The sequence below is a fragment of the Pseudomonas putida genome (assembly GCA_029953615.1).
Taxonomy (GTDB): Bacteria; Pseudomonadota; Gammaproteobacteria; order Pseudomonadales; family Pseudomonadaceae; genus Aquipseudomonas.
In genome coordinates this window covers 5620303-5638320 of the sequence record CP124529.1, presented here as the reverse complement: position 1 = coordinate 5638320, position 18018 = coordinate 5620303, and the positions used below count along the sequence as shown (strand labels likewise).

Here is an 18018-nt window from a genome sequence, read left to right as displayed (position 1 = left end):
CTTAAGGCCAAGGGAGGCAGTATGTTGAAATTTGTATGCTCAGAATGCGTTGTTGAACGCTATCTCCAAGACTACTTGGACTTCGATGATACCGACGAGTGTAGCTACTGTCAGAAGGAGAGTGGTGTCGTGCCGCTTGAGGCGCTCATCGAGCAGTGTCGGGAGTCTGCGCTTTCTTCGTTTGAGGTCGTCGAACAGCCGCGTTCGGTTTACCTCCACAACCACGCGCCGATCGGGGAGCACTGGACGGACGTGCTTCACCGTGTACTTGGCTGTTCGGATGAGCTGATAAACGATATCGGTGAAGTCCTTTGGGACGGCTGGAGAGATGAGGATCCGTACTTCAGAGAGGGCGCTTCAGCGAGCATCGACATGACGTATGAGTGGAGGGAGATGGAGCGTAGCCTCCGCGAGGAAGCACGGTTCGTGAACCCAGCTGTCACGCGTGTTCTTGAGCAGGTCTTTGGCAAGGTCGATCAATTGCACCTTCGCGGATCACGCTCAGCCATATTCACGATCGGCCCTGGCCAACCCCTGCATACCTTTAAACGGGCGAGAGTGTTTTCCTCTGATAGCAGTGTTGAGGAAGCATTGCTCCATCCTGAGCGTTTCTTAGGGCCACCTCCGTCGGGAGTAGGGGCCGCAGGACGGATGAATGCCAAAGGCGTCTCAGTGTTTTATGGCGCTACAAACGACAGAACCGCCATTGCTGAGGTTCGACCACCTGTTGGAAGCTATGTGGTAACCGCCGCGTTCCAGGTGACTCGCCCACTGCGGTTGCTCAATTTGGGGGCGTTGAACAAAACGCGTCCTGATAGTCGGCATCAGCTACTTTGACCCCCAACGCGTCGAGCAGGCGAAGCGAGCCGCTTTTCTAGCGAGCCTGAAAAACCAGTTGTTGATACCAGTGATGCCGGATCTGGCGGATCACGGCTACTTGATTACGCAGGCGATCGCCGACTACCTGTCGATGCATCCTACGCTCAACTTGGACGGCATCTACTTCCCGTCAATCCAGCTGGGTAAGCGTGATGATGTCGCACCTGGACACAACGTGATCCTCTTTAATAAGGCATCCGGTGTGCACCATACCGACTCTAAGTACAAAGCTGAGTTCGCCTCCCTTCGGCAACCTGTAGATGAGGGTGAGTACTACAGTCCACAGATCTGGGCGGCCAAGAAGAAGGGCGAGGATCAGCCGAGCTGGTGGGATGAGATTCCTCCGGTACCTCGCTACGAACCTGCACTGGCTCTGGATCGGGAGGAGATCCGAATTCACCAGGTCAAGTGGGTCGATTTTGATACAGATGAAAAACTTGTGGGCTACAACCCTTGAGATCCTGATCGATCACTAGTCGACGGCGAGGGCGGGCATAGGTTGCCCGCCCATCTGGAGCTGTCGGCTTTTCAGTTCCGGTTGAGCCAGCGCTTCAGCAGGCCAGCCATAGGCTTGCTTGTGCCAAAAGCAGTGTTGATGATTTGCAGATCGGCTTCTGATAACCGTGCCGGATCAAGCTCCTTGAGCAGCGCTTCGGTTCCGAACGCTCTTGCCCAGGCAGCAATGTGTCCTTTGGCCGTATCTGAAGCCGCATTCGGAATCTCACGCAGCAGAAGACGTGCATATGCCAATCGCTCTTCATGACTAGGCAGCCGATCTTTGATTTCAGAGCGCAGCTCATTGACGGCTGTCCAAGTGAGAGGGCTCTCCGGAATCTTCAGCAGTTGAAGTGCCAGTGCTGGCAGCTCCTTCGACTCCTTCTCATCCATGTAGGCGCGGAAAATGTGACCGTAAACCCTTTTGCGTTGCTCATCAGTGATCTCGCTGTGCAACAGCATGGAGTTTAGGTTGTTGAATGCTTCGATTTTGAGCGCGCGGCACCAGATGGAGAAGGCAAGATCAGGGTCGTTCACATTGCCCCGTGGGCCTTTCAGCAATACTGCTTTGCCAGCGCTCACGTATTCGTCCACCGGCAACTCGGGAATCAACGCCGTCCAGGCGCGTTCAAGCATCTCAACCTGTACTGCTTTGTTGAAGTCGACACCATCAGCCAGCGTAGTGAGCTGAGGGCTGCTGAGCCTTACATGCCCGGATGTCAGGGAGTCGATGGCTTGTGCGGGATTTTGTTGCCAGACGGCACATGCTGTGTCCACCAGTTGAGCACCTTGTGTCGATGGAACGATACCGCCGGTGATCATGCTTTCCATGGACGCTAGCGTGTATTTGCCGACAATGCCTGGTGATGATGAGGCCTGCTGCCTTGCTTCGTTGAAGAGCGCTTGAGGAGAGTAGCCGTGGGGAAGCTGCTCAATCGTTGGCCAACGCCCGCAGAAGTGCTTGTGCAGACTCTCGAAGGCATGCTTGTGTCCCTTGGCACCACTGAACAATTTCTGCAGCGCTGGCCCCAACACTGTCGGAGTGGCCTGCATGAACACCAGTGAAATGCCTGGGACAAGCTGTCGCAGCACGTTGTCCCATGAGGCTATTTTGCTTGGGGCCGCCAACATCAGCGCATCCACATGAGGGCGTAGCAGTTTGTCGCTCCAGTATTGCAAGGGGATATGCGTGGCTGCGTCTGTGTAGAGCGCCCCTTGCGCATCATCCAGCTCTTGGCTGCTTACGAGCGTGGTCAGTTGATTGACGAGCGAGGTTTGGTCGTGCTCGTAGAGTGATCCGAATACCTCAAACAGCTGATTGCGGCATACGCCAGGAATGGCGCTAAGGGGTCTCCTGATCCAATGATCGAGCACTCTCGCAAGGCTGCGCGGATGATCCACCACAAATTTGCGTAGCACCTCAGCAGCATCATCGGCATAGCCATCAGTGGTACTCAACGAGATCGCAAAATCGGTAAAGCTCTCCCGCCATTCGTCGTTGAAGTACGGTTTGCGCTCAGCACCGAGATCCACAATCAACCGGAATGCGCGTTGGTAATCAATGGTCTCGTTATCGAGGTCAGCTACTCGGATGCTGAATCTAGCCAGGCACTTCAGCAACTGCTCTTCGTCTGAGTAAGGAACGTATTGCTCCAGTGCTCGGATCACGCAGCCGATGATGAGCGGTGCGCTCATGTTCGAAAGGTTGGTCACCTGCTCCCAAAGCTCATCACGGCTTTCATCACCTTCGCTGGACATGCGATCCCAGACGGAGTTGATCCTGTCAGTCGTTTGCTGCATATCCAGCCCGTCAATCAGATCGTCTTCATCGTGCGGTTCTTCATGGCCGTGTAGCGCAGTGATCAACTGATTTACGTACGCCGTTCCGATCTCCGGTAGCAACGACGTCTCGAACTCATCCATCCAGCGTTGCAGGTGGCTAAACGGGAGAGTGATTGAGCCAGAGCCTGTTTTTACTGTGCGTCTGGACAGCCATTGCATGAGCCGGTCTTTCGCTGCCGGCCCAAGACCATGAGCGGAAAACACGCTGAGCACTATCTGCGATGCGCCTTCAACCATGATGATGGTTTCTTCCAGATTGGGCATCTGACCCGACTGGAGGCGCATGGTGCAGGCTTTGTCAGGCGTCAGCAGCTCGTCGATCAACACCGAGGCTATCTGCTTTTGATCCGTTGGATTCGAGATAGCGGTGATCCGACCGATCTTCTCTACGCCAAGCAGTGAGCGAAGACTGTCAGAGGTCACGATGTCGTTGCTCAGAATCCCCAGTACCAGATCGCGGGTACGCGGCGGCAAGCGATCAATGATGTCGGCCACAACACGCATCGCGTTGAACTTGAGCGTGTCTTCAGTGCGATGCAGCTCGCTTAGCATGCCGTGCAACAGCTGAGTCTCTTGATCGCTCAAGGACTCGTTGGCACGAGGAGAAAGGGCCTCCAGGAAGCCCTGTGTGTCTCCGGAGACCAGGTAGCCATAGATCCGTGCAGCATGGGGGCCGTATTGTCTTGTCGCGAAGTCCTCGGACAGCAACAACAGGCTCTGCAGCGAGCCCGGCCATTGAATGCCCACCAGGCTGGCCAGGAACTGACGCAGATCGCGCTGCCCATCGAGCACGCTGGTTTTTTCCGCTCCCTCTTCTTGAGTCACATAGCGCTTAAGTACATGGTGAGTTTCGAGAGGCTCGTCATCGAGCAGCGCCTGCCTGACCATCAAGTTCGTGAGGCGCTCCAGCAGCTGCGGGTCACCTTGCAGGTCTTGGTAAAATCCCGGGAAGCTCACACGTGCGGCACTCAATGCCCCTAGCGCAACCGGGTAGTTTGTGACGGCACCCTCATGCAGGCCGCCAGGTCGCTCACTGCCAATGGCGCCAAGCTCGCGTTCTTTTGCAAGCCACCAAGTCTGGGTGAATGCGTTTACGATCTGAAGGGCATTACGCGGATCGGTGACGTTGATGTGAATCATCCGATCCACCACCTGTTCAACCGAGGCGCCTCTATCGGAGATGTCTTTCACCAGGTCTGGGAAGTTCTTAAGCTTGGAAAGCGCGAATTGGCGCATGTCGCTTCGCGGCGGAGGCGGAATCTCCAGCCTGAACTGGAAAATGCGATCAAGGTAACGCCGAGCATCGGTGGGGTTGAACACTGAGCCTGGTTGCTCAGGGTTGCCGCGTCGGCGCGAGAGCGCATCCGCAACTTTGCCCTCATCGCATGAAATCACGAATACCAGGCCGAGGTTGTCCGGAAGCTTGTTGACCGGGATCTCCATGAATGTACGCACGGCATCCAGGCCCAAGACCATTTCTTCCGCTGAGAGTCGGTCGAGGTCGTCCACGAAAATGACGAGGCGCTCGTAGGGTACCGCATTACTTCTCGACGCTTTGAACTTGCGCAACTGCTGCAACAGCATCTCTTCATACTGCTCAGCACTGGCGCTGGGCAGATGGACGCGAGTGACGGTATTAAAGGGGCTGACTGCCGTCGGTTTCATCACCTTGATCAGGTAAGCATAAATCCCAGTGACCGCAGCAACGAAAAGCGACTGGACGATGGCATTCTCCAGCGGTAGCCATTTCAAGCCTGCGGCTACGAAGAGCAGATAGGTGATCACTGCGATCAGGAACGCCGGTACAGGGGCAACCCAGCTCATCAGGTGTTGCTTGGTCAGTTCACCGACACCCTTGTTGACCGTCTCTGTGTGGGTCACATTGCGGTAGAGGTCATCATGAAGTTTGCTCTCATCGCCACCCAGCTCCAGGAACACGTGCCGTAGGAGGGCGCGCTTGATGTCTTGTTCCTTGCCACCAAATCTCCAAGCGTTGAACGTGATGCTTTTGAAACGCTGACTGCGCGGGCGGCGTCCACCCGCTGTCGAGGTGTCATCAGCCAAGGCGTGCGTATACATCTCTTTGATGGAGCTCTTACCGGTGCCCCAGCCGCCTAGCAAGCCGATGCTGAATGGTGGCTGATGACCTTCATCTTCAATCAAGCTCCGGAGGGCCTGCGCGTAGTGCCGGTGCCCGAAGGCGTCATCCTCTTCTTTCTCGATGTGGCGATCCAGCACGGCAGGCATGGAGCGGCGTGTATCTAGCATCCTGTCTTCCTTAGCAGAATATGGCATTTGGCTATCTGCTCTGGAGCTTACTTGCCCTAGATGGGCGGTGGCTAGGGACGCGTGCCATGCAAGGCACGCAGTACGAGCGTGTAATTGTCCAGATTGAGCGGGCAGCAGATCCCGCCATGCTTGAAATGGGCTTTATGCTGCTGTCGCAGGGTGGCAGGGGGGGCAGCAGATTCACCAGGGTATCGCGGGGATCACAGCGATGTGCGTTTTTTACAGGGCGCCCGTGGCACGAGTATGGTGCCCTGTAGCTTAAGACGCTGGAAAGCAGATCTCTGATGGCAGCGCCTGGGGAGCATGGGAGGGCTGGATTATGTGAGGCAGACGAGCAGAAAGACCACGCATTGCCTGTTCCAGTCCTGGGATACCTCCATCGCTCTCCAGGTCTTCAATCTCCAACCGCAGGTGATCAATGAGCTCGACTGCAGGTTTGCCAGACTCCAGGCTCAAGGTGAGTGCCAACATTGTCAATGGACTCAGCTCCAGCCGTTGGCTGAGTTGGTCAAGCTTGTCCGGCGTAATGCTGCAGTGACCGCCTTCAAGCTTACTCAGATAAGTGCGACTCGTGTCGCCGAAGTTGCGCTGCGAGATGTTTCGCTTGCTTCTAAGCGTCTTGAGTACGGTGGCGAACGACGACTTAAGTGACATTGACGGTTCCTCCATCTGTATGTGTCTTCAGTGACCTTCACGTTGAACCCACTGCGCTAGAGTCATCTGCGCTCTATCAACGGCAGCCCCATGTGGCGAGCCGGATGGGGGGAGGTGCGACAGGTTGACTTACTGTTGATACATACAGTATATCCTGCGAGACCCGATAGGAGAACATTTGTACTCAGTGCGGTGGCGGCGTGACGAATAACCCAGGTAGACCGTTGAAAACCGCTTTGTGTTTTTCCCAAGGACGAGGTGCTCTGGCAACCGTAGCTGCTCCCGAGAACGAGATGGCAGTGGTGTTGAGGTGGACGGGGTACACCAGTGAGCTTCGGCGTGCAGCAGTAGCGTTGAGGCAAGTGAGGCGTCCCTGCGTGAATCGGCTTAGATCGGTTCTGTGTGTTTTGCATCCAAAGGGTGACGCCTTCGTGGCCTACCACCTCAGGCTGTACCTATCTCAGAAATGAATGGGCCGGGTTGGAACGTTTATCCCTGAGAGCTCCCCTCCGCCTCGTTAGCAGTGGGGGATGGAATCGATTCAATAGCCTTGCGCACACTTGTGGTCAGTTGCTCAAGAATACTGACAATCTTCGAAACATCATCACTGTTGACCACAATGCGCTGGCCCGCTCGATAACGGCTGTCCCCGCTCTTTTTTACGTAGTCCTCGTCGACGATGCCCTGGGTGTGGGCCAGCAGATGGCGCTGTTGGAACAAGATTGTCAGCCGTTCAAGACGCTCGATTGTTAGGAGCTGCTCATAGCGGGTGCCGATTGTGTCAGCCCAAAGCTGGCTACCTTCAACAAGATTCTGGAAAGCATTTCGCCTCACTTGGTGTCCAAGCTTGAGCGAGCCATGGAGTGCTTCCATCACACGTTGGAAGGCGGTCACTGCATTCTGCAGGCAATTTTCGATGAGCAGTCGAGTGGTGTACTCCGCTGCATCACGGTCGGGAATTGCTGACTTGACGACATCCAGTTGCTCAATAGTCTTCTTGATCCCACTGATACTTTGCTCAAACTGGTGTCTGCGGCGTTGTGACCACACGCAGGGCAGAAGTAGGCGGAGTCAATCACGCCATACCTGCATTGGCACTGTGTGCAGGTGATTTTGAGGCGCATAGGCTCCAATGCCAGGAATGGCATCGGTACCTGTTGCGGTTTGCTGTTGACTGACATCGTCATGGAGATGAACCCGTGGGAGCGATGCCGGGCATTCCAAGATTGCGCGTCTGCGCGCATTCCCGTGGATATGGCGCCGGCCCTTTACAGTTGGACCTTACATTGGGGGCATCATTTTCAAACCATCCAAAGCATACCCTCAGATGTGCCCCTAATGTAGCAATCCACTGGAAGTGAATGGAGCTTCACGGTCCATGAAAAGACAGAAGTGATCAGTTGAACAGCCTGCCCGACGGCGCCTAAAGACTCTCAGAGTCGCCAAAGAACATCTGTATCCGCGACCGCAACCACCGTTCTGCCGGGTCATTGTCCTGCGCCCCGCGCCAGGCCATATGCAGTTCGAAACTGCGCACCTCCAGCGGCAGGTCCTCGGCCCGCAACCCACCCGCTGCGGTCAGCGCCTGCGCCGTGTAGTCCGGCACCGTAGCGACAATATCGGTGCCCGCCAGCAAGCTCCCCAGCCCATTGAACTGCGGCACCGCCAGCACTACATGGCGCTTGCGGCCGATCGCCTCCAGCGCCTCGTCGATGAACCCCGACAGGTCCCCGGCAAACGAAACCAGTGCGTGCGGGCGGGCGCAGAAGTCGTCCAGGGTGATAGTGCCGGGCACGCTGTCGGCACGCAGCAGTTTCGGCATGCTGCGGCGTAGCACCTTGCGCTTGGCGTTGGCTGGCAGTTCACTGGTGTAGCTGACCCCTACCGAGATCTCGCCCGAGGCCAGCAGTGTCGGCATCAGCAGGTAATTGACCCGGCGCACCACCAGGACGATACCTGGCGCTTCGGCGCGGATGCGCTTGAGCAACTGCGGCAGCAGGGCAAATTCGGCGTCGTCCGACAGGCCGATACGGAACACCGCATTGCTGGTGGCCGGGTCGAATTCGGCGGCGCGGCTGACAGCGGTGGAAATCGAGTCCAGCGCCGGGGACAGCAGGGCGAAGATTTCGTGGGCCCGGGCCGAAGGCTCCATGCTGCGACCGGTGCGCACGAACAGCGGGTCGTCGAACAGGCTGCGCAGACGCGACAGGGCGGCGCTGATGGCGGGCTGGCCAAGGAACAGTTTTTCCGCGGCGCGGGTCACGCTGCGCTCGTGCATCAGCGTTTCGAACACGATCAGCAGGTTGAGGTCTACACGACGCAGGTCGTTTCGATTCATCGGGTGCGCTTCGCCTAAAGTGGGCAGAGGTGAATCTTAAGGCCAAAGGCTGGTACCCTGCACGGGTTTAAAGGGACCAATCGCATGGAAAGTCAGGTGCCCAATCGATGACAGGCATGTCGACTATTAATAGCCACTGATGGTCTAACCGGCAAAGCCCGGATAAAGTCAGTGGTAATTAGAGGTTCACAAAGGCGAGGTATGCGATGTCCCGCATGATCCGGTTCCACAAGTTCGGCGCTGCCGATGTGCTCCGTTGCGAGGAGCAGGCCGAACCGTCACCCGCTGCCGACGAGGTGCAGGTTCGCGTCGAGGCGGTTGGCGTCAGCTGGTATGACGTGCTCTGGCGCCAGAACCTGGCACCGTCCCAGGCACGCCTGCCGGCGGGGATCGGGCACGAGATGGCCGGGGTGGTGACCGCGGTCGGCGAAGGGGTTGAAGATATTGCCGTGGGCGACCGGGTTGCCAGCTTCCCGGCCACCAGTGCCAACGACCACCCCGTGTATGGCGATGTCATCGTGCTGCCGCGTACGGCCATTACCCGCTATCCGGATGTGCTCACCCCGATCGAGGCCAGCGTGCATTATACGCCGCTGCTGATCGCCTATTTCGCCTACGTCGACCTGGCTCGGGCCAAGGCCGGGCAGACCGCGCTGGTTACCGATGCCAGCCACTGCGCGGGCCCTGCCTTCGTGCAACTGGGCAAGGCCCTGGGGCTGAAGGTGTTCGCCGCCACCAAGGAGGCGGAGCAGCGGGAGTACCTGCTGGGCCTGGGCGCCGACAAGGTGATTGTCACCGAAGAGCAGGACCTGCTGCTGCAGATTGGCAAGTACACCGATGGCCGCGGCGTGGACATGGTCCTTGATGGCATGGGCGGGCCGCAGATGTCGCTGCTGGGCGATGTGCTGGCACCGCGTGGCAGCCTGGTGCTGTATGGCCTGCAAGGCGGCAATCAGACGCCGTTCCCGGCCTGTGCGGCGTTTCAGAAGAACATTCAGTTCTATGTGCATTGCATTGGTAACTTCACCGGCAAGCCGGAGCTGGGCATCAGCCAGGACCAGGTGGCGCTGCAGCGCGCCCTGCGCGACATCAACCAGTTCACCGCCGACCAGTTGCTGACACCGCAAATCATCAAGGTATATCCGTTCGAGCAGGTGGTAGAGGCACATCGTTACATGGACCAATGCCCGTGTGGCGGACGTGTGGTGCTGGACATGGCTAAACACTGATGGCTGTTTGCATTATCGGAAAACCCGGGCAGAGACCCGGGTTTTTTCTGCCGGTAAGGTTTGGTTGATACTCAAAAAGAAGAATGTTCCTACAATAAATAGTGAAGTGGACTACATTTAGCGCGACCACTCAGCGGTTCGAGGAAATATTCAGGAAAATTTTTTTGATTGAACTCTCTTTGCCAGGCGGTCAATGTGTTTTTTCACTTTGATTGAATGGTTTTTTTACCCTGATCTGTATCTTCTATTCACCTTGCATCCCTCGATAATGGCTCAATGATGGTTCGCGCAAGGAGCGTGGAATGAGCATGGCTATGCCCGGGTCAGGGCGGTATGGGGCAGCGACAGGGCGTCGCCGCGACGCATTTTTCTCGATGGCATGGCGACAGTGACTGGTTACGTCATTACTTCCATTTGGTTGTAGGGAATATCTGCTGGCCAAGTTCAAGGCATGTTGACGCAAAGGTCTTGTGTTCACAGTGCGCTGGCTGCAAGAAGTTGATGAGGTGATTACGTGACTGTTATTCACGACCAGGCAATGCACTATATCTACCAGCAAGTACTCGAGCGCTTGCTCAGCCATATGTCACAAGCGCAGCGGGCTTCCTTGCAGTTGCTGATACAACGGCTGCTGGTTGCTGCCGGCGGGCCCGAGTACATCGGCACTTTTCGCTTGCTGGTGCTGCAAGGCAACGATCGCTACAGCACCCGGCTGCTGGCCATGTTGCGTGCCGCGCAACTGAGTATCGCCTTGCGTGCGCCGGTAACCTTCCAGCTGAGGGTGCTGGTGGTCAGCCTGCCCGTGCCTGGCAGCGTCACACTCGAAGGCCATGAGCGCAGCTTCAGTGCGCTGTTCATGCAGGATGACCCGCGGGTACAGTTGCAGATGGTCGAGGGGCGTGAAGTGGTGCCGTTCAGTCGGCACCCCGCTGCCGCGCCCGAGCGCTGGCTGTTGGCGAAGGACGCCATGCTGGTATTCGGTCATCTGGTCGACGCCAGGCCCGAAGCACTGCTCGGTAGCCGCCTGCACCTGGAACTGGCGGGTGCCCTGGGTTCCGCGCTGCAGGCACAGGCACCGGCGGATGTATTGATCACCGCCATCCCCGCGCGCCAGCGGCGCCGGTACCTGGCCTGGGCCCGACGCAGTCTGCGCCTTGCAGGGGAGGGTGGTCCGCATGTCGTGCATCAATGCCTGGCGGCGCTGGCCCACGGGCTGAGTCGGCTGAACGGTAGCGTCGGGGTTCCGGTGCCCCCCATGGCGGGGGCGATATCGGCGGCTGTGGTGCAGGGTACGCCGGTGCGGGTAATTACCATTGATGACTTGCTACCGCCGTTGCTCGAAGAGCAGCAGCTCGACGCCATGCTCGGTTGTTGCTTCGAGGCTGCCCAGGATGCCTTGCCATTGGCCGCGTTCGTAGAACCGTTGGCCGCGGCGCAATTGCACGAACTGCACGCACGTAGTCTGGCGCCACAGGCCAGTCGCCCGGCATTGCGGCTGGCAGGTCAGCCGGAGGGCATCAAGCGGCGTGATGTGTATCAGTTGCAGTTCGGCAAGGCCTACGGCATCACCCAGATCCAACAGGTGTGTCTGCTGTTCAGCCCATTCGCGAGGCAGGGGAAAAACCTCGAGCGCTTTCTGCAATGCCGGCATGCCGACATGCTGGTGGCGCTACCTTACCTGCATCGGGCCTTGCAGGGTAAACCCTGCCCTGATGCAGTCAAGAACTGGTTGGTGAACACCAGTGGTCTGCCGCTGAGCCAACTGCGAATGATCTATGACGGGCGCCTGCCGCTAAGCGCCTGGCGCCTGATGAGCCACCTGGCCCGTCGCGATATACAGCTGCGGTTGCTGCCACGGCAGGCGTCGGATCGGCGGCGTGGTCATGCAGGGCTGCCTTGATGGAGCCATCTGGTCCTGGCGAATTCGCCTATCGCAAGGTCTATCGCTACCTGGAAGCCTTGATCGACCAGGCACCAGGCAGCGCCACATGCCGTTTACCCTCGTTGCGCGCGTTGTCCCGGCGGCTGAGGGTGTCATTGGCCACCGTGCAGAGCGCCTACAGCCTGTTGGAGGAAGAGGGCCGTGTGCAGTGCCTGCCGAGGTCGGGCTATTTCGTACAGGGCGCTGCCAAGGGGGATGCTGTGGCCATGCCCCGTCAGGCACCCTTGCCGGCACAGCCGATGCTGGAGCGGGCCCTGTTCACCCACGAACGGCGCCTTGCACGTCAGCGCTCGCAGGGTGTTGCCCCGTGGGACACGCCTGGCAGCGCCCGTCTGCGCAATGCCGTCGCCGAGCGCTATACCCGTTCCTCCAACCAGTATTGGCGTGCCGAGGACGTTCAACTCGCCCCGGATGTGCAGGCGTTGCTGGAGACGTTACTGGCGGCGCTGGACCTGCAAGGGGGAACCGTGGTGGTGCACTCGCCCTGTTGCTGGCAGGTGTTGCGCGCATTGGCACGTGCCGGCATGCGTGTGCTGGAGGTGCCACTGGATTCCCGCGGCAACCCCGATGTGCGCGCCCTGGCCCGGCTGCTGGGCAGTGAGCCGGTGTGCATGGTGGTCATGCCGTCGTGCCTTGGCATGCCGCAGGGCCGGCTGGTGTCACGGCATTACCAGCAGCAGCTTGGCCAGTTGCTTGGCCAGCATCCTGTATGGTTGCTGGAAAACGACATGGACAGTGAGCACTGTTACAGCGGGCCGCCAAATACACGCCTGCGCGACTGGGTCGACCCGCGCTGGCTATTGGTGATGGGGGCGTTCGATGCAGCAGTGGGGTGCGAGGCGCCCTATGCCTACCTGTTGGGCCATGATGCGTTGCTGGCCAGGGCGTTCGCTGAGCGTGCATTTCGGCTTGCGCCGCTGCGCCTGCAAGCGCTGGCGCACATGCTGGGCAAAGGTGAGATCGAGGCGCAACTGGTGCGGTTGCGCACAGACCTGCAAAAGCGCATGCAATGCCTGGCGCGTGCGCTGCAGCAGCAGTTCGGCCAGCGGGTTGCGTTGGAAGTGCCGGAGGGTGGACGGACACTGTGGGTGCGCTTTCACCAGCCGCTGCAATGGGCGGGTATTGCTGAAGCACTGGCTGGGTCAGCACTGCATGCACTGCCGGGTGAACAGTTCAGCCTGCAGGGGCGCTACCAGCAGTACTTGGCGTTGGTATGGCTGGGTGAGCAGCCGGAGGAACTTCAACAGGCGGTAAATCGCCTGGCCCAGGCACTGGAACTGCGCTGCGGCCGGCCCGTCGGAGTTGCACCTTGAGCCGCCGGGGTTGCTTGGGCTGCGCTGTCGCGCAGGGAGCAATGCTCAAGCGTGTGTCGCATACCCTGTGGGAGCGGGCGTGCCCGCGAAGCGTACAACACGGTGCATGGCACCGGCTTCGCCGGTGTTCGCGGGCACGCCCGCTCCCACAGGCCCCACTGAATCAATGATTCGTGTGTTGTTCCATGCGTGCCTCCTGTCAGCGATTCGCTTGCTCCTGCCCCTGCCGCAAGCGGGTACTGACCAGCGCGGCCACCACCAGCAACGCGGCAATGATCCACAAGCCATTACGGGTACTGCCGGTGGTCTGCTCGATCAGGCCCATCACCGATGGCCCGACGAAACCGCCAAACAGGCCGCAGGTGGTGACAAAGGCCAACCCGGCCGCCAAGGCACTGCCGCACAGGCGGCTGGAGGGGAAGACGAAAATGATTGACTGCACCACGAACAGCATCAGGGCGGTCAGTGAAAACCCGATCAGGCCGATGAACGAGTTGGCCAGCGACGCCAGCAGCAGCCCGGCCGCCATGGTCAGCAGGCCGCAGAAGAGCAGGGTGCGGCACCGGTGTGGCGAGGTGGCCAGGCGCGGGAAGGTGGCGGCGCCGATGGCGGCGGCAATCCACGGTACCGCGGTCAGCAGGCCGACCTGGAAAGGCGACAGCGCGCCATAGGTAGTGATGATGCCCGGCAGGAAGAAAATCACCGTGTAGATGGTAATCTGGTGCACGAAGTACACCACGATTGCCAGCCAGATCTGCCGGTCGCGGAGCATCTGCCCCAGCTTGCTCTGCTGCGGTGCGGCGGCCCGTTCGGCGGCCAGGCGGCGCTCGATGTCCTCGGCGTCGGCGGCCGATAGCCAGGGGGCCGAGGCCGGCCCGTCAGGCAGTTTCTTCCACACCGTATAGGCCAGCGCCACGGCGGGCAGGCCTTCGAGCACGAACAGCCATTGCCAGCCGTGCCAGCCCAGCACACCGTCCATTTCCAGCAGGGCGCCCCCCAGCGGGCCGCTGAGGATATTGGCCAGGCACACGCCCAGCAGGAAGTAACCCGTGGCGCGGGCACGCTGTTCACGGTCGAACCAGTAGGTCAGGTACAGCATCACGCCAGGGAACAGGCCCGCTTCGGCCACCCCGAGCAACAGGCGCATGATGTAGAACGAGGTTTCGCCCTGGACGAAGGCCATACCCGCCGAGAGCAGGCCCCAGGTGATCATGATGCGGGTGATCCAGAAACGTGCGCCCACCCGATGCATGATCAGGTTGCTGGGGACTTCGGCCAAGGCGTAGGTGAGAAAGAACAGGCCGGCGCCCAAGCCATAGGCCGCCGCCGACAGGCCGAGGTCGATACCCATGCTGGCCTTGGCCAGGGCAATGTTGGTCCGGTCGAGGAAGCTCATCACGTAGACAACGATGAGCAGTGGCATCAATTTGCGCAGCAGCAGGCCGTTCAGGCGCTGTTCGGTGGTGGCGGCAGGGGCGGGGGCCGCTGCAGTACCGGTGAGGATTGTCATTGTTTTTTTCCCCATGAAAAGTACTGGTGGCGCGCCGCGCAAAGGCGGCACACCCAGGTAGGTGAGTCAGGAGCGGCTGATGTCGAGCCACACTGCGCCGTTGGGGTACTGGTAGCGTTCCAGGGTCTCGGCATGCATTTCGATGCTGTAGCCCGGGCGTTGCGGCGGCATGTAGCGCCCGCGGCGGATCACCACCGGGTCGATGAAATGCTCGTGCAGGTGGTCGACGTACTCCAGCACTCGGTTGTGCAGCGAGGCCGACACCGCGATGTAGTCGAACAGGGCAATGTTCTGCACATACTCGCACAGGCCGACACCGCCGCCGTGCGGGCACACCGGCACGTCGTACCTGGCTGCCATCAGCAGCACGATCAGCACTTCGTTCAGGCCGCCCAGGCGAGCCGCGTCCAGCTGGCAGAAGTCCAGCGCGCCGGCCTGGAACATCTGCTTGAACATGACCCGGTTGTGGCAATGTTCACCGGTGGCCACGCCAATCGGCGCGATTCGCTGGCGGATGGTGGCGTGGCCGAGGATGTCGTCCGGGCTGGTCGGTTCTTCGATCCACAGTGGCTCGAAGGCGGCCAGGCGGCGCATGTTGGCGATCGATTCCTCGACGCCCCATACCTGGTTGGCATCCATCATCAGGGTGCGCTCCCAGCCAATTTCGTCGCGCAGGATGCTGGCACGGCGAATGTCTTCTTCAAGGTCCGCTCCGATCTTCTGCTTGATATGGGTCCAGCCATCCTCCACAGCCTCGCGGGCCAGCTTGCGCATCTTTTCTTCGCTGTAGCCCAGCCAGCCTGGCGCCGTGGTGTAGCCGGGGTAGCCTTCGCGCAACATCTGCGCTTCGCGCTGGGCTTTGCCCGGTGCCTGGCGGCGCAGCAGGGCGATGGCTTCTTCGGGGGTGAGCACATCGGTGACGTAGCTGAAGTCCAGGCAGCGCACCAGCTGCTCGGGTGTCATGTCGGCCAGCAGCTTCCACACCGGCTTGCCCTCGTGCTTGGCCCACAGGTCCCACACGGCATTGATGATGGCGGCGGTGGCCAGGTGGATCACGCCTTTTTCCGGGCCCAGCCAGCGCAACTGGCTGTCGCTTACCGTGAAGCGGTGCCAGAAGCCACCCATGTCGGCAGTGATTTCCTCCAGGGTGAGACCAACGATCAGCGGCGCCAGCGATTGCACCGCTGCTGCGCAAATCTCGTTGCCACGGCCGATGGTGAAGGTCAGGCCGTGGCCTTCGAGGGCTTCGACGTCGGTGTGCAGCACCACGTAGGCGGCCGAATAGTCGGGAGCGCTGTTCATGGCGTCGGAGCCATCCAGCGACAGCGAAGTGGGGAAACGAATGTCGCGAACGCTCAGGTGGGTAATACGTATGCTCATGGTCGGCTCTTGTTCTGTTCAGGCACTGGAAGACCTGACTGTAGGTTGTCGAGCGATACAGGCATAATCGCCAATTCTTAACCAGCGATACCGGATTCGATATGTCTCGTTTGCCATCCGACAGCGTCCAGGCGCCCGCCAGCCTCGGGGCATTGAAGATCTCCAGCCGGCAGATTACGTTGCTCAACGCCTTGGGCGAGTTCGGTAACCTGCGCCGTGCTGCCGCGGCGATGCACACCACGCAACCGGCAGCCAGCCTGTTGCTACAGCAACTTGAGGAGCGCCTGGGCGTACGCCTGTTCGAGCGTTTGCCACGGGGCATGCAAGCGACGCTGTATGGCGAAGTGATGATCCGCTATGCGCAGAACGCGCTGCATGAGTTCGAGCATGCCCAGGCGCAGATTGCCGAGCTGGCGCGCGGGGCCCTGGGGCTGGTGCGGGTGGGCAGTGTCATGGGCCCGGTGCCGGGCGTGCTGACCAAGGCGGTACTGGCCTATAAGCGCGCTCACCCCAAGGTGCGCATTTCCCTGGAAGTCGGTACCAGCGACACCTTGCTGCCGGCCTTGCTGCGTGGCGACTTCGACATGGTGGTGGGGCGCCTGCCGGACCAGAGCGACAGCCAGGACCTGAACATCGAACTGTTCGAAGGCGGTGAGCAGATGCGCGTCATCGCCCGCGCCGGCCACCCGCTGGCCAATGCTGCCGGGCTGCAACTGGCCGACCTGGTGGCGCTTACCTGGATCCTGCACCCCATCGGCAGCCCGATGCGCCGCCGTGTCGAAAGCGCGTTGCAAGCCGGTGGCATGGTGCAGTCGCTGGATATCGTCGAAACTGCCTCGATCCTGGCTACCACTGCCATGCTCGAAGCCTCCGACATGATTGCGGTGGTGCCCGATGATGTGGCCAAGCATTATGCCCGCTATGGCATGGTCGCCATCCTGCCGGTGGCGCTGCCGCTGGCCATGGCCAACCTTGGCGTGCTGACCCTGCGCTCGCGGCCCAACTCGGTGGCTCTGGACACCTTGCTGCACTACCTGCGGGCGCAATAACCCTGCCTTTTCACTTGCCTGAGGCCCTGCGTCGATGCCGCCAGACATGACCCATTCCAGCTTTTGCAACTGGATCCGCTACAAGCACCTGGTGCTGATCGACACCTTGGCGCGCACCCGCAACATGCACGCCACCGCCACGCGCATGAACCTCAGCCAGCCGGCACTGAGCAAGATGTTACGTGACCTCGAGGAGCAGTTCGGCTTTGCCCTGTTCGAGCGCCTGCCGCGTAGCATGCCCCCCACCGAACTGGGTGAGTATGTGGTGCGTTATGCTCAAGGCGCGCTGGCCGAGTCGCAACAGTTCGTCGATCAGGTCAACCGCTTGCGCAACGGCGGGCACGGCTTTATCCGCGTCGGCGGGATCTTTGCCGCCACCGCGCTGGTGCTGCCGCAGGCCATCGCCACGATCAAGGCACGCAGCCCGTTACTGTCGATCGAAGTGGTAGAGCATTCCAGCGATCACTTGTTGGCCATGCTGGAGCAGAACAAGCTAGACATCATGATTGGCCGCTTCACGGAGGAACGCTTCAGCCAGTTGTTCGAGTTCCAGCCCCTGGAGCCCGAACCGTTCAGCCTGGTGGTCAATAGCGATCACCCGCTCAACCAGCTGCAAAGCACGCCGTTGGAGGCGCTGGGCGATTGGCCATGGGTGCTGTACCCGGTGGGCACGCCGATCCGCAATCGCCTGGAGCAAGCCTTCCGGGTTGCTGGCATTGCCACGCCGGCCGACTGCGTCGAGACGATCTCCATGCCGATGTTCCTGCAACTGCTGCAAGCGGCGCCGATGATCGCCATGTTGCCGCGCTCGATGGTTGCCGCGCAGCTGGCCAGTGGCCAACTGAAAGAGTTGCGCAGCCCCTTGCACCTGGATGCGCTGGAGTACGGTGTGGTTACCCGCAAGGACGAGCCGCTGAGCGCTTCCGCCCAGGCGTTTGTCGAGATCCTGCTGGAGGGCGCTCGCCGTCGCCAGAAGGAGTAGGTAAAGCCATTGGGGCTGCTGCGCAGCCCATCGCCGGCAAGCCAGCTCCCACACCGAGCGCGTAGGCTTCAAGCCATGTGCAAACCTGTGGTAGCTGCACAGCGAACCTCTTGAGG

At 60.0% G+C, this 18018-nt stretch carries 13 protein-coding genes; 7 read left to right on the top strand and 6 right to left on the bottom strand.

Going from position 1 to position 18018, the window contains the following annotated elements; genetic code table 11:
- The first annotated feature begins 21 nt into the window (after nucleotides 1-21).
- Together QIY50_25900 and QIY50_25895 are read left to right on the top strand one after the other, a co-directional pair.
- Nucleotides 22-837: an RES domain-containing protein gene (locus QIY50_25900; protein WGV20632.1), complete on the top strand. Its 816-nt coding sequence runs from the start codon at nucleotides 22-24 to the stop codon at nucleotides 835-837.
- Between the two features lie 73 nt (nucleotides 838-910).
- Nucleotides 911-1336, top strand: coding sequence for an RES domain-containing protein (locus tag QIY50_25895; GenBank protein WGV20631.1), 426 nt, complete (start codon nucleotides 911-913; stop codon nucleotides 1334-1336).
- Between the two features lie 71 nt (nucleotides 1337-1407).
- Here QIY50_25895 and QIY50_25890 read toward each other — a convergent pair whose 3' ends face one another.
- The 4 genes from QIY50_25890 to QIY50_25875 form a co-directional block, all read right to left on the bottom strand.
- Nucleotides 1408-5484: a P-loop NTPase fold protein gene (locus QIY50_25890; protein ID WGV20630.1), complete on the bottom strand. Its 4077-nt coding sequence runs from the start codon at nucleotides 5482-5484 to the stop codon at nucleotides 1408-1410.
- 279 nt (nucleotides 5485-5763) lie between these two features.
- Complete coding sequence (locus tag QIY50_25885) at nucleotides 5764-6159, bottom strand: helix-turn-helix transcriptional regulator (protein ID WGV20629.1); 396 nt, start codon at nucleotides 6157-6159, stop codon at nucleotides 5764-5766.
- 489 nt (nucleotides 6160-6648) lie between these two features.
- A complete protein-coding gene (locus QIY50_25880) occupies nucleotides 6649-7209 on the bottom strand; it encodes a hypothetical protein (GenBank protein ID WGV20628.1) in 561 nt (186 codons plus the stop codon).
- Between the two features lie 373 nt (nucleotides 7210-7582).
- Nucleotides 7583-8497 carry a LysR family transcriptional regulator gene (locus QIY50_25875; protein WGV20627.1) on the bottom strand — a complete coding sequence of 305 codons (915 nt, stop codon included), beginning with the start codon at nucleotides 8495-8497 and terminating at the stop codon, nucleotides 7583-7585.
- 206 nt (nucleotides 8498-8703) lie between these two features.
- Between QIY50_25875 and QIY50_25870 the strand changes: the two genes are divergently transcribed.
- From QIY50_25870 to QIY50_25860, 3 genes are all read left to right on the top strand, one after another.
- Entirely contained in the window at nucleotides 8704-9726 is a 1023-nt protein-coding gene (locus QIY50_25870; protein WGV20626.1) for a zinc-dependent alcohol dehydrogenase family protein, read from the top strand.
- Between the two features lie 514 nt (nucleotides 9727-10240).
- Nucleotides 10241-11626, top strand: coding sequence for a hypothetical protein (locus tag QIY50_25865; protein WGV20625.1), 1386 nt, complete (start codon nucleotides 10241-10243; stop codon nucleotides 11624-11626).
- Complete coding sequence (locus QIY50_25860; GenBank protein WGV20624.1) at nucleotides 11626-12981, top strand: aminotransferase class I/II-fold pyridoxal phosphate-dependent enzyme; 1356 nt, start codon at nucleotides 11626-11628, stop codon at nucleotides 12979-12981. Before QIY50_25865 ends, QIY50_25860 begins: the two co-directional genes overlap by 1 nt.
- A gap of 199 nt (nucleotides 12982-13180) precedes the next feature.
- Here QIY50_25860 and QIY50_25855 read toward each other — a convergent pair whose 3' ends face one another.
- Nucleotides 13181-14491 (bottom strand): MFS transporter, encoded by a 1311-nt coding sequence (locus QIY50_25855; GenBank protein WGV20623.1) that lies wholly within the window; start codon nucleotides 14489-14491, stop codon nucleotides 13181-13183.
- Between the two features lie 66 nt (nucleotides 14492-14557).
- On the bottom strand, nucleotides 14558-15871 hold the full coding sequence (locus tag QIY50_25850; GenBank protein WGV20622.1) for an L-fuconate dehydratase: 1314 nt from the start codon (nucleotides 15869-15871) through the stop codon (nucleotides 14558-14560).
- A gap of 101 nt (nucleotides 15872-15972) precedes the next feature.
- Between QIY50_25850 and QIY50_25845 the strand changes: the two genes are divergently transcribed.
- Nucleotides 15973-16920, top strand: coding sequence for a LysR family transcriptional regulator (locus QIY50_25845; protein WGV20621.1), 948 nt, complete (start codon nucleotides 15973-15975; stop codon nucleotides 16918-16920).
- Between the two features lie 34 nt (nucleotides 16921-16954).
- Nucleotides 16955-17902 carry a LysR family transcriptional regulator gene (locus QIY50_25840; protein ID WGV20620.1) on the top strand — a complete coding sequence of 316 codons (948 nt, stop codon included), beginning with the start codon at nucleotides 16955-16957 and terminating at the stop codon, nucleotides 17900-17902.
- Nucleotides 17903-18018 lie beyond the last annotated feature (116 nt).

Bases quoted from the DNA above. Each gene is read 5' to 3' on its own strand.
- QIY50_25900 (WGV20632.1), top strand. From the start codon at position 22: ATGTTGAAATTTGTATGCTCAGAATGCGTTGTTGAACGCTATCTCCAA.
- QIY50_25895 (WGV20631.1), top strand. From the start codon at position 911: ATGCCGGATCTGGCGGATCACGGCTACTTGATTACGCAGGCGATCGCC.
- QIY50_25890 (WGV20630.1), bottom strand. From the start codon at position 5,484: ATGCTAGATACACGCCGCTCCATGCCTGCCGTGCTGGATCGCCACATC.
- QIY50_25885 (WGV20629.1), bottom strand. From the start codon at position 6,159: ATGTCACTTAAGTCGTCGTTCGCCACCGTACTCAAGACGCTTAGAAGC.
- QIY50_25875 (WGV20627.1), bottom strand. From the start codon at position 8,497: ATGAATCGAAACGACCTGCGTCGTGTAGACCTCAACCTGCTGATCGTG.
- QIY50_25870 (WGV20626.1), top strand. From the start codon at position 8,704: ATGTCCCGCATGATCCGGTTCCACAAGTTCGGCGCTGCCGATGTGCTC.
- QIY50_25860 (WGV20624.1), top strand. From the start codon at position 11,626: ATGGAGCCATCTGGTCCTGGCGAATTCGCCTATCGCAAGGTCTATCGC.
- QIY50_25855 (WGV20623.1), bottom strand. From the start codon at position 14,491: ATGACAATCCTCACCGGTACTGCAGCGGCCCCCGCCCCTGCCGCCACC.
- QIY50_25850 (WGV20622.1), bottom strand. From the start codon at position 15,871: ATGAGCATACGTATTACCCACCTGAGCGTTCGCGACATTCGTTTCCCC.
- QIY50_25845 (WGV20621.1), top strand. From the start codon at position 15,973: ATGTCTCGTTTGCCATCCGACAGCGTCCAGGCGCCCGCCAGCCTCGGG.
- QIY50_25840 (WGV20620.1), top strand. From the start codon at position 16,955: ATGCCGCCAGACATGACCCATTCCAGCTTTTGCAACTGGATCCGCTAC.